Consider the following 13847-nt stretch of genomic DNA (forward strand, 5'->3'; position numbering starts at 1 on the left):
TACTCACAACCGTCGGAGAATCATCATGCAACTAAGAACTAAATTACTAGCGGGTGCAAGCCTGGTGGGCCTGGCTGTCGCCGCGCTCGTCGCGGTGAACGCGGCCGACCGGTTTGAACCGACGCAGCAGCCGGTCGGTTACATCGGTCGCCCAACGCCGTCCAACATCGATGTCTCGAGCGGCAACGAAAAAATGTATTCAATCGACTATAGTTCCTTCGATTGGAGCGGCAATCTGCACGCTTACCCGATTACCAAAACCGGTGCCATCGGCACCGAAGATTCGTGGACCGGCGGCGCCGGCGCCAAGATCCGTGCCCAGAGCGCGACACAGCGCATCATCGTCACCCGTAACGACGCCAGCGGCGCGGCCGGCATCCCGTTCCGCTGGGCCAGTTTGGCCAAGGGCCTGACCGGACACCGCGAGAAGCTCGACAAGCTTGCCATGGACGCGGCCAGTTCGGACATCCTCGACTACGTGCGCGGCGATTCGGCCAAGGAGATCAAGAACGGCGGCACCCTGCGTACGCGTTTCAGCGGCCTGGGCGACATCATTCACTCGACCCCGGTTTACCATAACGACGGCACAAACAAGACCGTGTTTGTTGGCGCCAACGATGGGATGTTGCACGCAATCAATGCGACCGACGGCACCGAGCGTTTCGCCTATATTCCCGGCGCAGTCATGGGCGACCTGGCGAAGCTGGCGAGTAAAGACTACACCCACCGTTATTACGTCGATGGCGGGATTGCCTTGCGCACCATGGAACAGCAAACCATTCTGGTCGGCGCGCTGGGCGGGGGCGGCAAAGCCCTGTTCGCGCTCGATGTGACCAGCATGCCCACGGACGAGGCCTCTGCCGCGTCAAAGGTCATGTGGGAAGTAAACAACCAGAAAACCGGTTTCGAGGACCTGGGCTACACCTACAGTGCCCCGGTCCTGGCCAGGATCAAGCCCGACGCCACCGCCACCCCCATCCCGATGGTGGTCGTCGGCAACGGCTACAACAGCGACCATCCGACCGCCACCGGCCACGCCGTTCTCTACGTGATGAACGCCAAGACCGGCGCGCTGATCCGCGCGATGGACACTGGCGTGGGCGCCAAGGCGACCCCGAACGGCCTGTCCTCGCCTTCCGTGCGCGACACCGATAACGACGGTTACAGCGACACCGCGTTTGCCGGCGATATCGAAGGCAATATGTGGAAGTTCGACCTGGTCAACGGCGGAACGCCGAAGAAACTGCATGCCGGCGGCACCGCCGGGCGCGCCATCACCATGGCGCCAGCCCTGGCGGCCCATCCGTCTGGCGGCACGATGGTGATGTTCGTCACCGGGCGCATCCTGACCCCGACCGATATGGTCTTGAGCCCGGCCGATACGACCAATCCGCACTATGCGTATGGCGTGTGGGACCTTGCCGACGTCACCAAGGCAAGCTACGTCGAGCAGATCTTGGGCAATTTGGAGTATCAGCCGGCGGGTGCGAAATTGAAGGTTCGCACCGTGACCAATAAACCATTGAACTACTCTAATGATGTCAACAAGGGCTGGCAAGTCGCCTTGCCCCCGGGCGAACGCGTGGTGGGCAATGGCGCCTACGTGAACGGCAATGTGTTCCAGTTCTTCAGCACCAACCCGACCGTCACGCCGAATATCAAACCGCCGGGCGAGAACTGGTGGATGCAATTGAACTACCTGACCGGTGGCGACACACGGGCGGTGGTGTTCGACTTGAACGACGACCGCAAATTTACCGCCGACGACCTGATCGATGTGACCGTGGCGGGCCCTCCCGCCACCACCACCACCATGTACCCGGTCGGACGCCACATGGGCGGCGGCGTGCGTTCGCAACTGGTTGGCGTAGCCGCCGGCGGCGTTGACGTGTTCCAGGCAAGTTTCGACCGCAATGGCGCGGCCACGCCACCGATCATTACCGAAGTCGATCCGATCGTCATGAAGGGCGAGCGCGGCGTGTCCGGCGGCCACTTCGATACCGACTTTTTCTGCTATACCCTGTGCGGCGGCGCCCAAAGCAACGCGGCCGGTACGGCGCAGTACGGCTATCTGAAAGTGGCTGGCGGTTACTACGGCCTCGGTCGCGCCTCCGACACGGCGTCGGTGGGTGCCAAGCTCAATTACATTCACGTGCATGAATACGATGATATCTACGATGTCACCGGCATCAGCATGATCAATCCGAGTCAGGATCTGCAGCGTCTGCACAAGGCGTTCAGTGCCACCAGCACGAGCACCACGTACTCGGTCGATACGCCAGGGTATAAGGCGACGAAGACGTATCCGTCCAGCGCGACAGTGACGGCCGGCCCGACCAAAACCGAGACCCTGGTGAACTCCAACAACCAGAAAAACCAGGTCAGTTACAATGCCGATACGGCCTACGAGTACATCTCGGGACCGGTGCCGGCTCTGGTTGATGGCAAGTTTGCCATGGTAACGAAGAGAAAATACACATCGACCGTGGTGTTGAACAACTACACCTTCGCGCCTTCCGGCAACAGCAGCTATCCGTATAAGCAAACTCGCGAAAGGATCGAGAAATCGTGGGACACCGTCGTGACGGAGAACGTGTTCGCGGAGAACAAGGAGTTCAAGTTGTTGATGGCAAACCAGGAACATTCGCCGGCAATCAACTTCAAGGTCGCCGGTGCGCTCGTGGCGGGCAAGCAGGCGGAGTATGACGGCGGCGTCACCGGATTCCAGACCGCGGACAACATGAAAGTGTCTGAAATGACGAAATATTCAATGGCATCCGTGAAAGAGATGATGTGGTCGATGCCCTTGAACGCATTTAACATCAAGGAATGGGTACCGGGTCCGATGCGTACCGGCGTCCATCCGATGAGTCCGGTCTGCGCCGGCATCAGCATCGCTGAGCCGAAAGATGGCAAGGACAATGCCTGGCGCAATGGCGCGCTGACGCTGCAAGTGGTCTCGGCCAACATTACCCAGGACGACATCCAGTTGAATGTGCCTGGCCAGCCGGCACTCGGCTACCGCCTCAAGTCAAGCAGCTACGGCCAAAATAGCGGCAAGCTGATTGCGGAGTACCTGATCTACTGGCACCATCCAGTCGTTGCCTGCATGACCGATGGCACCTACAAGATGGCACCGGACAAGACCGACAAAATCGTGGGCGCCGTCGCCGTGGCCGCCAATCCGGCACAGGGCTCGAAAGATCCGCACGGTGTATTCGTTCCAGGCGCCGGTGAGACACCGTCGACGATTCCACCGCCACCGGAGAATACGGTGATCAAGAACGACAACGGCAGCATCACCACGATCGTCTGGCGGCATGAGGCGTCGGGAACGGAGGGCGGCTACATCCGCAAGGGCACGCAGACGATTTCGTGGCCGAATGGCGGTCCTGCCACGGGTCCTGCCACGGGTGGTGGCATCGTGGTCGGTGGCGAGATCGAGGCTGACAAAGAATGCAAAGAAGATTGCGATGCCGATAAAAAGGGCGGCACTGCCCAGGCGCCCAACATCGGGCGCATTAACTGGCGGGAGCTGCAGCGATGATGGCAACAGCACGCATGATGCCGGGGCGTCGCCGCTCCGGCGGCTTCACCCTGATCGAGTTGATCGTGGCGTGCGCCGTGGTGGGCATCCTGTCCGCCATCGCGTACCCGGCTTATACCCAGTACGTGTATTCCTCGCACAGGTCGACCGCCAAGGCCATCCTGAGCGAGCAAGCGCAGTTCATGGAGCGCTTCTACACGACCAATTCGACCTATGTGGGCGCGACGGTGCTGGTCGCGCAGTCGCCGAAAACGGGGCAGGGCAAGTATGTGATCGCGCTCGCCCCGGCAGCGACAGCGACGACGTTCAGCGTGACCGCCACGCCGCAGGGCCAGCAGGCCAACGATAAATGCGGCACGCTGACGCTCGACAGCACCGGTGCGACCAAGGTCAGCACCACCGCCACCGGCTGCTGGTAAGCGAGCGGCAGACGGCAGTAACAGGCGCGGCTCCCCGCCGCGCCTGAATCAGTTCACACGAGCAGGGCAAGTATCGGTAAAATCGTGGGTTTTGTGCGAGGCCATGTTATGGCTGAGAATATGGCCAACGATACCGATACTTCCCTTCCCGCTTCAGACCTTCCCGATTCCGACACGCCCGTACCAAGCGCGACGCTCGCCCCGGCGGCGATTGCCCGCGAAGTGGCGCGCCGCCGTACCTTCGGCATCATTTCCCACCCCGACGCGGGCAAGACCACGCTGACCGAAAAGCTGTTGCTGTTTTCGGGCGCGATCCAGATGGCCGGCACGGTCAAGGCCCGCAAAAGCGGCCGCCACGCCACCTCCGACTGGATGGAGATCGAAAAGCAGCGCGGCATTTCGGTGGCCAGCTCGGTGATGCAGTTCGAGCACCGCGACCACGTCATCAACCTGCTCGACACCCCCGGCCACCAGGACTTTTCGGAAGATACCTACCGTGTGCTCACGGCGGTCGACTCGGCCCTGATGGTGATCGACGCGGCCAAGGGCGTCGAAGCGCAGACCATCAAGCTGCTGGCCGTGTGCCGCATGCGCAATACCCCGATCGTCACCTTCATGAACAAGATGGACCGCGAAACGCGCGATCCGCTCGACCTGCTCGACGAACTCGAATCGGTCCTGAAAATCCAGTGCGCCCCGGTGACCTGGCCGATCGGCATGGGCAAGAACTTCCGCGGCGTGTACCACCTGCTGCGCGACGAAATCATGCTGTTCAAGGCCGGTGAAGAAAAGGCCGACGGCGCCTTCGAGATCGTCAAGGGCATCGACAATCCGAAGCTGGCGGCCATGTTCCCGCTCGAAATCGAGCAGCTGAAAATGGAAGTCGAGCTGGTACACGGCGCCTCGCACCCGTTCGACCTGGAACGTTTTCTCGCCGGCGTGCAGACCCCGGTGTTTTTCGGCTCGGCCATCAACAACTTCGGCGTGCGCGAAATTCTCTCGGCGCTGGTCGACTGGGCCCCGGCCCCGCGCGAGCGCGACGCCACGGTGCGCGTGGTGGGCCCGGGCGAACAGCCGTTTTCCGGTTTCGTCTTCAAGATCCAGGCCAATATGGACCCGGCCCACCGCGACCGCATCGCCTTCCTGCGCGTGTGCTCGGGACGCTTCGAGCGCGGCATGAAGATCAAGCACCTGCGCCTGGGGCGCGACATCAAGGTCTCGTCGGTGGTCACCTTCATGGCGTCCTCGCGCGAACAGGTCGAGGAAGCCTACGCCGGCGACATCATCGGCTTGCCGAACCACGGCAACATGCAGATCGGCGACAGCTTCTCGGAAGGCGAGATGCTGCAATTTACCGGCATTCCGTATTTTGCCCCGGACTTCTTCCGCTCGGTGCGCATCCGCAATCCGCTCAAGATCAAGCAGTTGCACAAAGGCTTGCAGCAATTGGGCGAAGAGGGCGCGGTGCAGGTCTTCAAACCGGTCCAGGGCGGCGAGCTGGTACTGGGCGCGGTCGGGGTGCTGCAGTTCGAAGTGGTGGCCAGCCGCCTGCTCAACGAATACGGCGTCGACGCCGTGTTCGAAGGCACCAGCATCAGCAGCGCGCGCTGGGTCAGCGGCGAAGACAAGCGCATCCTGTCCGACTTCGAAGCGGCGCTCGGCCACAACGTCGCTTACGATGCGGCCGGCAACATGGCCTACCTGGCCACTTCCAACGTCAACCTGCGCCTGACCGAAGAACGCTGGCCCAAGCTGACCTTCCACGCCACGCGCGAACACGCGGTCAAGCTGGCCTAAGTCGCCTGCCGGCGGCCGCCCCCGCAACCGTCGTCCCGCATCGCCGCGGGCGACGGTTTTTGCGTTTACGCCACAACTGTTACGCGCGCCGACGCTTACTTGGCCGGCGTGGCGAGCGGCTGCTTCCTGTCGACCATGAACACGCCGACCAGGCGCATGCCGGCGCTGCCCGGGTTGTGGGCGTCATGCACCACCCCGGCCGGCACCACGAAGGCGTCGCCGGCGCGCAACAGGCGCGCTGGCGCGCCGTCCACCAGCAACTGGCCTTCGCCTTCGAGCACGTAGCCGATTTCGTCGCCCGGATGGGTGTGGCGCCCGGCGCGCGCGCCGGGCGCCAGTTCGACCCGCATCACCACCGCATCGGTGCCGGGAAACGAGGATGCGGCCCGGTGCACCGGCGTGCGCACGACGCCGCCCGACGCTGGGGCAGGCGTGGGCGTGGGCGTGGGCGCGGCGCAGCCTGCCAGGCCCAGGCCGAGCAGGCAAACCAGGGCAGGGCGCCTCATGGCGTCGCTTTCGCGTCGCGCGCGATGGCGCGCGCCAGCAGCCAGGCGTCGACCACGCTGGCCAGCCAGCACACCAGCATCACGCTGGCGGCCAGGTTCATCATGGGCGAGGCGGCGTCGCCCTGCTGGTGCAGGCGTTCGGCGATCAGCACCGGGTCGGCCGGCAGCGCGCCGCGCAGGACTTCATCGACCAGCGCCGAGGCGCTGTCCATCACCTTCTTGAAAAAATAGATGGCCGCCATCAGGGTCGGCACGATGAACAGGCAGGCGCGCGCGCGCCGGCGCAGGTAATACTGGCCGGCGCCTGGAAACACCAGGCCTGACAATAACAGGGCGACAACTGAACGATCCATCTCTCTTCCTAGACTGGTTGGCGCGGTCCGCACGATTGATCCTGCGCAAACCGGCGCCCCGCGCGAACGCGTAAATTTACCTATGCGCTCAGGAAACATTGCGCAAACTCATTTTGCGCAGGCCGGCGGGCAGACAATGATACCTGCGCCGGCGCCGGAATGCGCGTTCATCGACGTTGAAGGACATCATAGTGAAGATTCTCATCAAGGCTGGCGTCTGGCTGGCCTGTTTCTGGGGCGCGGCGGGGGCGTGCGGCGTGGCGGCGGCGGCCGAACCGAGCGAAAAGGATGCGGTCGCGCTGGCCGAAAAGGGCGCGCGCTTCATGCGCCTCAAGGGGAAGGAAGAAATGATCCGCCGGATTAATGCCCGTGACCCCGAGTATAACCAGGGCTCGCTGTACCTGGCCATGCGCGACCTGGGCGGCATCACCGTAGCCCATCCGACCGTGGCCCTGATCGGCAAGGACCTGCGCGATGTCCCGGACGCCGACGGAAAACTGTTCCGCCACGAGATGATTGCGGTTGCCAACGGTCCGGGGCGTGGCTGGGTCGACTACAAGTTCAAGAATCCGGTCAGCGGCAAGGTCGAGGCCAAGACCACGTATGTGTTGCGCATTGGCGACGTGGCCCTCGAAGCCGGCGTCTACAAGCACTGACATGCTCGAGCGCCTGCGTATCGGTCCCAAACTGCTACTCGCACCGTGCATGGTGCTGATGCTGCTGATCGCCTCGTGCGGCAGCGCGTGGCATGCGATGGCGCGCCAGAACCAGGCGCTCGAGATCGTCGTCAACGAGCGCGCCGCGCGCATCCGCGAGGCCGGCGAACTGGCCAGCGACGTCCAGCAGGCGCATGCGCGCATGTATCAGCTGCTGACCTGGATCGGCGCCAGTTTTTCGGCGCCGCGCATCGATGGGCTGGGCCAGGATATCTACCGGCGCCACGCCGCCATCGAACACAAGTTCGCGGCCCTGGCGCGGCGCACCGGCGGCCATGGTCCCGGGCAGCGCTTCATCGCCCAGGCCGGGGCCGCGCACGCCACCTACGTGCGCGCCATCCTCGACGTGATCGAGTTTTCGCCGGTCGATCATTCGATGAGCGCAAACGCCATGTCCAAGGCCGAACAGGCTTTCGCCGTGGTGGCGCAACGACTGGCCGAACTGGCGCGCTTCGAGCAGGAACTGAGCGAGCAGGCGTCCAGCCGCGCGGCGGCCGATCTGGCCGCCTTGTCGGTGCTGGTGCCGCTGCTGGTGGCGCTGTCGGTGGCCGCCACGCTCGCCATCACCATGCTGGTGCGGCGCGCGCTGTTGCGCGGCGTGGCGGGCATCAGCGCGGCCGCCGGCGAACTGGCCAGCGGCAATCTGACCCCAAAAAACCGCAGCTACGGGCGCGACGAAATCGCCGACAGCGCGCGCACGCTCGACGCGGCCGTCGGCGCCCTGAACGCCACCCTGAAAAGCATGTTGGCCTCGGCGCGCTCGATCGACACGGCCTCGCGCGATATCGCCACCGGCAGCGCCGGCCTGTCCACCCATGCCAGGGCCCAGGCCGGCGTGCTGCGACGCGCGGCCGGCACGGTGGGCGCGCTTGGCGCGGCGGCCGGCGGCGCGCTCGAGGGCGCGCGCGGCGCCAACCGGCTGGCCGACGAAGCGTCGATGCAGGCCCTGTGCGGTGGCGGCGTGCTGGACCGCCTGGTCTTGTCGATGGCGGCGCTGCGCGGCAGCGCGCAGCGCATGGCGCAGGTGGTGGGGGTGATCGACAAGCTGGCTTGCCAGACCAATGCGCTGGCGCTCAATGCGGCGGTGGAAGCGGCCAGGATCGGGGAGCAGGGCAGCGGCTTTGCCGCGCTGGCGGGAGAAGTGCGCGCGCTGGCGCAGCGAACGGCTGGCGCCGCGCAGGAAATCGGGGTCCTGATCGCGCATTCGCTGGCCGACATCGACGGCGGCAGCGCCATCGCCTCGGAGGCGGGCGCGCGCATGGCCGGCATTGCGCAGTCGGTGCAGCAGGTGGGGGACATGGTTGGCCGGATCGGGCAAGCGAGCGTGGGCCAGGCCGGCGTGATCGGCGCGGTGAGCGAGGCGATCGTCGAGATCGACCAGATGACGCGCCACAATTCGGTACTGGTGAAAGAGGCGGCAGAGGCGGCCCGAAGGCTGCAAGGCCAGGCTTCAAGCCTGTCGACAGCGGTCGGCGGGTTCCAGCTTGACGACAGCGTGCCCGAGATGGAAGGGCCGCCGAAGAAAGCCGCGCCGCATCTGCGGCTCGCTTCCCGGCGGCCCTGACTTTAGGGGAGCGGGGTCCCCTTTACTCGTAGTCGCTGATCGGCGCGCAGCCGCAGAACAGGTTACGGTCGCCGTACACATTGTCGGCGCGGCCGACCGGCGGCCAGTACTTCTGCTTGCGCAGCGACGCCACCGGGAAGGCGGCTTGCTCGCGGCTGTACTTGTGCTCCCAGACGTCGGCGGTGACCACTTCGGCCGTGTGCGGCGCACCTTTGAGCGGATTGTCCATGCGGTCGTACTCGCCGCGCTCGACCTTCACGATCTCGGCGTGGATGGCGATCATGGCGTCGATGAAGCGGTCCATCTCGGCCTTCGACTCGCTTTCGGTCGGCTCGATCATCAGGGTTCCCGGCACCGGGAAGCTCATGGTCGGCGCATGGAAACCGAAGTCCATCAGGCGCTTGGCCACGTCTTCGTTGCTGATGCCGGTGGCATCGGTGATCGGACGCAGGTCCAGGATGCACTCGTGCGCCACCAGGCCGTCGTGGCCCGTGTACAACACCGGATAGTGCGGCGCCAGCCGGCGCGCGATGTAGTTGGCGGCCAGGATCGCCGTTTCGGTGGCGGCGGTCAGGCCTTCGCCGCCCATCATCGCGATGTACATCCACGAAATCGGCAGGATGCTGGCCGAGCCGAACGGCGCCGCGCTGACCGCGCCGATGCCCGCTTCGTCACGCGTGTAGCCGCTCGAACGCTGGTTCGGCAAGAATTTGGCCAGGTGCGCGCCCACGCCGATGGGACCGACGCCGGGGCCGCCGCCGCCGTGCGGGATGCAGAACGTCTTGTGCAGGTTCAGGTGGCTGACATCGCCGCCGAAGCTGCCCGGCGCCGCCACGCCGACCAGCGCGTTCATGTTGGCGCCGTCGATGTAGACCTGGCCGCCGTGCGAGTGGATGATCTCGCACAGCTCGGCGATGCCTTCTTCGAACACGCCGTGGGTCGATGGATAGGTGACCATCACGCAGGCCAGGTTGGCGCTGTGCTGTTCGGCCTTGGCCTTCAGGTCCGCGAGGTCGACGTTGCCGCTGGCGTCGCAAGCGGTGACGACCACCTTCATGCCGACCATATTGGCCGACGCCGGGTTGGTGCCGTGCGCCGACGAGGGGATCAGGCAGATATTGCGATGGCCTTCGCCGCGCGACTCATGGTAAGCCTTGATCACCAAGAGGCCCGCGTACTCGCCCTGCGAGCCGGCGTTCGGCTGCAGCGACACGGCTGCGTAGCCGGTCAGCGCGCACAGCATGTCTTCCAGCTGGCCGATCATCTCGCGGTAGCCGACCGTCTGCGCGTCGGGTGCGAACGGGTGGATGTTGGAAAACTCGGGCCAGGTGACCGGGATCATCTCGCTCGTTGCATTCAGTTTCATGGTGCAGGACCCGAGCGGGATCATGGTGCGGTCCAGCGCCAGGTCCTTGTCGGCCAGGCCGCGCAGGTAGCGCAGCATTTCGTGTTCCGCGTGGTAGCGGTTGAAGGTCGGATGCGTCAAATACGTGCTGCTGCGCGCCAGCGCTTCCGGGAAGCCGTCCTGCGCGCTCGCATCAAACGCGTCGAAATCGGGCGAGGCCGGGGCGTTCGGGACGCCTTGCGAGAAGATCGTCCACAGCAGCGCGATATCTTCGCGGGTAGTGGTTTCGTCGAGCGAGATGCCGACGTGCTTGTCATCGACCTTGCGCAGGTTCACGCCGTGTTCGACGGCGATGGTGTGCAGTTCGGCCGCGCGCGCGCTCTTGATGGTGAGCGTGTCGAAGTAGGTCGTGTTGACGATCTCGTAGCCGAGCTGGCCGAGCTTGGCGGCGGCGATGGCGGTGAAGCGGTGCACGCGCTGGGCGATGCGCTGCAAGCCTTTGGGGCCATGGTAGACGGCGTACATCGAGGCCATCACCGCCAGCAGGACCTGCGCGGTGCAGATGTTGGAGGTGGCTTTTTCGCGGCGGATGTGCTGCTCGCGCGTTTGCAGCGCCAGGCGATACGCCTTGTTGCCTTGCGCGTCGATGGTCACGCCCACCAGGCGGCCGGCCATGCTGCGCTTGAATTCGTCGCGCGTGGCCAGGTAGCCGGCATGCGGGCCGCCGAAACCGAGCGGCACGCCGAAGCGCTGGCTGTTACCGACGACCACGTCGCAGCCCCAGTCGCCCGGAGGCGTCAACAGGGTCAGGGCCAGCAGGTCGGCGCAAGCGACGACCATGGCGCCGGCCGCGTGCAGTTTTTCGACGGCGGCGCGGTAGTCGCGCACATCGCCATTGACGCCCGGGTACTGGATCAGCACACCGAAGCAGGGCTCGGTCAGGGCGCCGATGTCGGCCGCCGCGATCGTGCGCACTTCCACGCCGATCGGCTGGGCGCGCGTCTGCACCACTTCCAGCGTTTGCGGCAGCACGTCGTCGGCGACGTAAAACACGTTCGAGGCCGACTTGCCGACGCGCTGGATCAGGGTCATGGCTTCGGCGGCGGCGGTGCCCTCGTCGAGCATCGACGAGTTGGCGATGCCCATGCCGGTCAGGTCGGTGATCATTTGCTGGAAGTTCAGGATCGCTTCCAGGCGGCCTTGCGAAATCTCGGGCTGGTAAGGCGTGTAGGCGGTGTACCAGGCCGGGTTTTCAAAAATATTGCGCAGGATGACGCCCGGCGTGTGGCTGTTGAAGTAGCCCTGGCCGATCATCGACTTCATGACCTTGTTCTTGGCGGCGAGCGCCTTGAGTTTGCCCAGCGCCGCCTGCTCCGGCATCGGCTCGAAGAACTGGCCCAGTTCCAGCTTGCTCTTCTTGCGGATATTGGCGGGCACGATGGCGTCGATCAGCGCCGCGCGCGACGGATAGCCGAGCGTGGCCAGCATGGCTGCCTGTTCGGCGGTGGACGGGCCGATATGGCGCGGGATGAACGAGTCGCGTGCTTCGAGTTGGGTCAGGCTGGTGCGGGTCATGGTAGTGGGGGCCGGTAGTGGAGCCGAAAAAGGGACTGCCGCCGCTGGACGCGACGGCGGACTGAAAAGAGACGGCCGCCGCGATGGTCATCGGGGCGGCCAGGAATTTTTACTCTGCGGTGGCTTTGCCGTAAGCGGTGGCGTCGAGCAGGCCGTCGATGGCGCCGGCGTCGCTCGGCTTGAGCTTGAACAGCCAGGCCGCGTAGGCGTCGGTGTTGATCGAGTCCGGCGCGTCGGCGACACTGTCGTTGACGGCGATGCACTCGCCCGAGACAGGCGCATAGATGTCGCTGGCCGCCTTGACCGATTCGACCACGGCGGCGTCGTCGCCGGCGGTGAAGACCTTGCCCACTTTTGGCAGTTCGACGAAGACGATGTCGCCCAGCGCGTCCTGCGCGTATTCGGTGATGCCGACGGTGAGGGTGCCGTCAGCTTCGGCGCGTACCCATTCGTGGGACTCGGTGTATTTCAGGTCGGCTGGGATGTTCATAGTGTTTGCTCCAAAAGGTCGCGGTCGATGTAAATACTGCTCATTAGTGTAGGTGCCAGGAATCAGGCAGCGAGGATTTTACCGTTTCGCACGAACGGCAGCTTGATCACGCTGGCGGCCAGCTTCTTGTCGCGGATTTCGACGTGCACGGTGTCGCCCACGGCCACGCCCATCGGCACGCGCGCCAGCGCGATCGCTTCCTGCATGGTCGGGCTGAAGGTGCCGCTGGTGATTTCGCCGGTCGCGCCGTCAGCGGCGAGCACTTTCTGGTGCGCGCGCAAAATGCCGCCTTTTTCGCGCAGGATCAGGCCCACGAATTGAAAGTTCTGGCCCATCGCCTTGAGCGCGGTCTTGCCGATGAAGTCGCGCTCGGCGGCCAGGTCGATGGTCCACGCCAGGCCGGCGTCGAGCGGGTTGACCGTGTCGTCCATGTCCTGGCCGTACAAATTCATGCCCGCTTCCAGGCGCAAGGTGTCGCGCGCGCCCAGGCCCGCCGGCGTGACGCCGGCCGCCACCAGCGCATTCCACAGGTTCTCGGCCTGCGAAGCGGGGAAGGCCAGCTCGAACCCGTCTTCGCCGGTGTAGCCGGTGCGCGCCACCATCACGTCGCCGAAGGCGGTGTCCTTGACGATGACGGCGTTGAACGGTTTCAGTGGCTCGGAGGCGGCCTGGGTGCTTGGCAGCACCTGCCACACCTTGGCGCGCGCGTTCGGGCCCTGCACGGCGATCAGCGCCATTGGCTCGTTGCCGTCGCGGCGCTGGGTGATCGTCACGCCGCTTTTGGTGGCGTCGTTCTGGGCGCTGATCCAGGCCACGTCTTTTTCGGCGGTGCCGGCGTTGACGACCAGGCGGAACCAGGTCTCGCTGAAGAAGTAGACGATCAGGTCGTCGATGACGAAGCCCTGCGGATTGAGCATGCACGAATACAGGGCCTTGCCGGCCACTTGCAGCTTGTCGACGTTATTGGCCAGCAGGGCGCGCAGGAAAGGGCGGGCGTTCTCGCCTTCGATATCGACCACGCACATGTGCGAGACGTCGAACATGCCGACATCGCTGCGCACGGCGTGGTGTTCTTCGATTTGCGAGCCGTAATTGACGGGCATGTCCCAGCCGCCGAAATCGACCATCTTGGCCCCGGCGGCGCGGTGTGCGGAATTGAGCGGGGTCGTTTTAAGCGTCATGGAATCCTCAAGGCAGAGTGAATGGGGGTACGACGAGCAGACGTGGCGCGCCCAAGGGAGTACCTTTGGCCGTTCCGTGTTGCTTCGCGCCCCTCTGTCCTTGATACCTGAGAGATAGCGGATGATGCTCCGCCTGCCCCTTCGGTGGGCCGCCGGCGTGGTGCCGCGGCCGCTCTCCAGAGTTCAGCCGTTGGCGCTGTGCGCCGCCGACCCCTGACCGGTCCTTTTGCCTGAGAGTTTTTGGGTGATGCCCCTTCGGCGGCAGCCTGCGCTGCCCTCTCCCGATCAAGACTGTGGAGGATATGCCAGCAGGGCGGAACTGTCAACCTTGCCAGGGGCGTGCGCGGGTGCGCA

Annotated in this window: 10 protein-coding genes and 2 riboswitches; of the genes, 5 read left to right on the top strand and 5 right to left on the bottom strand. The window is 64.8% G+C overall.

Annotated elements, in window-relative coordinates:
• Positions 1-25 precede the first annotated feature (25 nt).
• The 3 genes from F2P46_RS15250 (at position 26) to F2P46_RS15260 (ending at position 5763) form a co-directional block, all read left to right on the top strand.
• Complete coding sequence (locus tag F2P46_RS15250) at positions 26-3547, top strand: pilus assembly protein (RefSeq protein WP_166891073.1); 3522 nt, start codon at positions 26-28, stop codon at positions 3545-3547.
• Positions 3544-3966, top strand: a complete 423-nt coding sequence (locus F2P46_RS15255; protein ID WP_166891075.1) for a type IV pilin protein — start codon at positions 3544-3546, stop codon at positions 3964-3966. The genes F2P46_RS15250 and F2P46_RS15255 overlap by 4 nt, the downstream gene beginning before the upstream one ends.
• Positions 3967-4086: 120 nt before the next feature.
• Positions 4087-5763, top strand: a complete 1677-nt coding sequence (locus tag F2P46_RS15260; protein ID WP_166891228.1) for a peptide chain release factor 3 — start codon at positions 4087-4089, stop codon at positions 5761-5763.
• A 95-nt stretch (positions 5764-5858) separates the two neighbouring features.
• On the opposite strand, the gene F2P46_RS15265 is transcribed toward F2P46_RS15260, so the two are convergent.
• Both F2P46_RS15265 and F2P46_RS15270 read right to left on the bottom strand, forming a co-directional pair.
• Positions 5859-6269, bottom strand: a complete 411-nt coding sequence (locus F2P46_RS15265; protein ID WP_166891078.1) for a cupin domain-containing protein — start codon at positions 6267-6269, stop codon at positions 5859-5861.
• On the bottom strand, positions 6266-6622 hold the full coding sequence (locus F2P46_RS15270; protein WP_166891081.1) for a hypothetical protein: 357 nt from the start codon (positions 6620-6622) through the stop codon (positions 6266-6268). Before F2P46_RS15270 ends, F2P46_RS15265 begins: the two co-directional genes overlap by 4 nt.
• A gap of 257 nt (positions 6623-6879) precedes the next feature.
• On the opposite strand from F2P46_RS15270, the gene F2P46_RS15275 reads away from it, so the two are divergent.
• Entirely contained in the window at positions 6880-7278 is a 399-nt protein-coding gene (locus F2P46_RS15275) for a cache domain-containing protein (RefSeq protein WP_368737916.1), read from the top strand.
• Position 7279: 1 nt separating this feature from the next.
• A complete protein-coding gene (locus tag F2P46_RS15280) occupies positions 7280-8902 on the top strand; it encodes a methyl-accepting chemotaxis protein (protein WP_166891084.1) in 1623 nt (540 codons plus the stop codon).
• 22 nt (positions 8903-8924) lie between these two features.
• On the opposite strand, the gene gcvP is transcribed toward F2P46_RS15280, so the two are convergent.
• The 3 genes from gcvP to gcvT all read right to left on the bottom strand — a co-directional run bounded on the left by gcvP (position 8925) and on the right by gcvT (position 13493).
• Positions 8925-11822: an aminomethyl-transferring glycine dehydrogenase gene (gene gcvP, locus F2P46_RS15285; protein ID WP_166891087.1), complete on the bottom strand. Its 2898-nt coding sequence runs from the start codon at positions 11820-11822 to the stop codon at positions 8925-8927.
• Between the two features lie 109 nt (positions 11823-11931).
• Positions 11932-12312, bottom strand: a complete 381-nt coding sequence (gene gcvH / locus F2P46_RS15290) for a glycine cleavage system protein GcvH (protein WP_166891089.1) — start codon at positions 12310-12312, stop codon at positions 11932-11934.
• A 62-nt stretch (positions 12313-12374) separates the two neighbouring features.
• Positions 12375-13493 (bottom strand): glycine cleavage system aminomethyltransferase GcvT, encoded by a 1119-nt coding sequence (gene gcvT / locus F2P46_RS15295; RefSeq protein ID WP_166891092.1) that lies wholly within the window; start codon positions 13491-13493, stop codon positions 12375-12377.
• An 84-nt stretch (positions 13494-13577) separates the two neighbouring features.
• A riboswitch (glycine riboswitch) is annotated at positions 13578-13683 on the bottom strand.
• 18 nt (positions 13684-13701) lie between these two features.
• Positions 13702-13787, bottom strand: a riboswitch (glycine riboswitch).
• Between the last annotated feature and the right edge of the window lie 60 nt (positions 13788-13847).

The organism is Massilia sp. CCM 8734 (assembly GCF_011682155.1).
Classification (GTDB): Bacteria; Pseudomonadota; Gammaproteobacteria; order Burkholderiales; family Burkholderiaceae_D; genus Telluria_A; species Telluria_A rubra.

What these genes read in the sequence shown, in the direction of transcription:
- gcvH (WP_166891089.1), bottom strand. Translation starts at nt 12,312, where the DNA reads ATGAACATCCCAGCCGACCTGAAATACACCGAGTCCCACGAATGGGTA.
- gcvP (WP_166891087.1), bottom strand. Translation starts at nt 11,822, where the DNA reads ATGACCCGCACCAGCCTGACCCAACTCGAAGCACGCGACTCGTTCATC.
- F2P46_RS15255 (WP_166891075.1), top strand. Translation starts at nt 3,544, where the DNA reads ATGATGGCAACAGCACGCATGATGCCGGGGCGTCGCCGCTCCGGCGGC.
- F2P46_RS15270 (WP_166891081.1), bottom strand. Translation starts at nt 6,622, where the DNA reads ATGGATCGTTCAGTTGTCGCCCTGTTATTGTCAGGCCTGGTGTTTCCA.
- F2P46_RS15280 (WP_166891084.1), top strand. Translation starts at nt 7,280, where the DNA reads ATGCTCGAGCGCCTGCGTATCGGTCCCAAACTGCTACTCGCACCGTGC.
- F2P46_RS15250 (WP_166891073.1), top strand. Translation starts at nt 26, where the DNA reads ATGCAACTAAGAACTAAATTACTAGCGGGTGCAAGCCTGGTGGGCCTG.
- F2P46_RS15265 (WP_166891078.1), bottom strand. Translation starts at nt 6,269, where the DNA reads ATGAGGCGCCCTGCCCTGGTTTGCCTGCTCGGCCTGGGCCTGGCAGGC.
- F2P46_RS15260 (WP_166891228.1), top strand. Translation starts at nt 4,087, where the DNA reads ATGGCCAACGATACCGATACTTCCCTTCCCGCTTCAGACCTTCCCGAT.
- gcvT (WP_166891092.1), bottom strand. Translation starts at nt 13,493, where the DNA reads ATGACGCTTAAAACGACCCCGCTCAATTCCGCACACCGCGCCGCCGGG.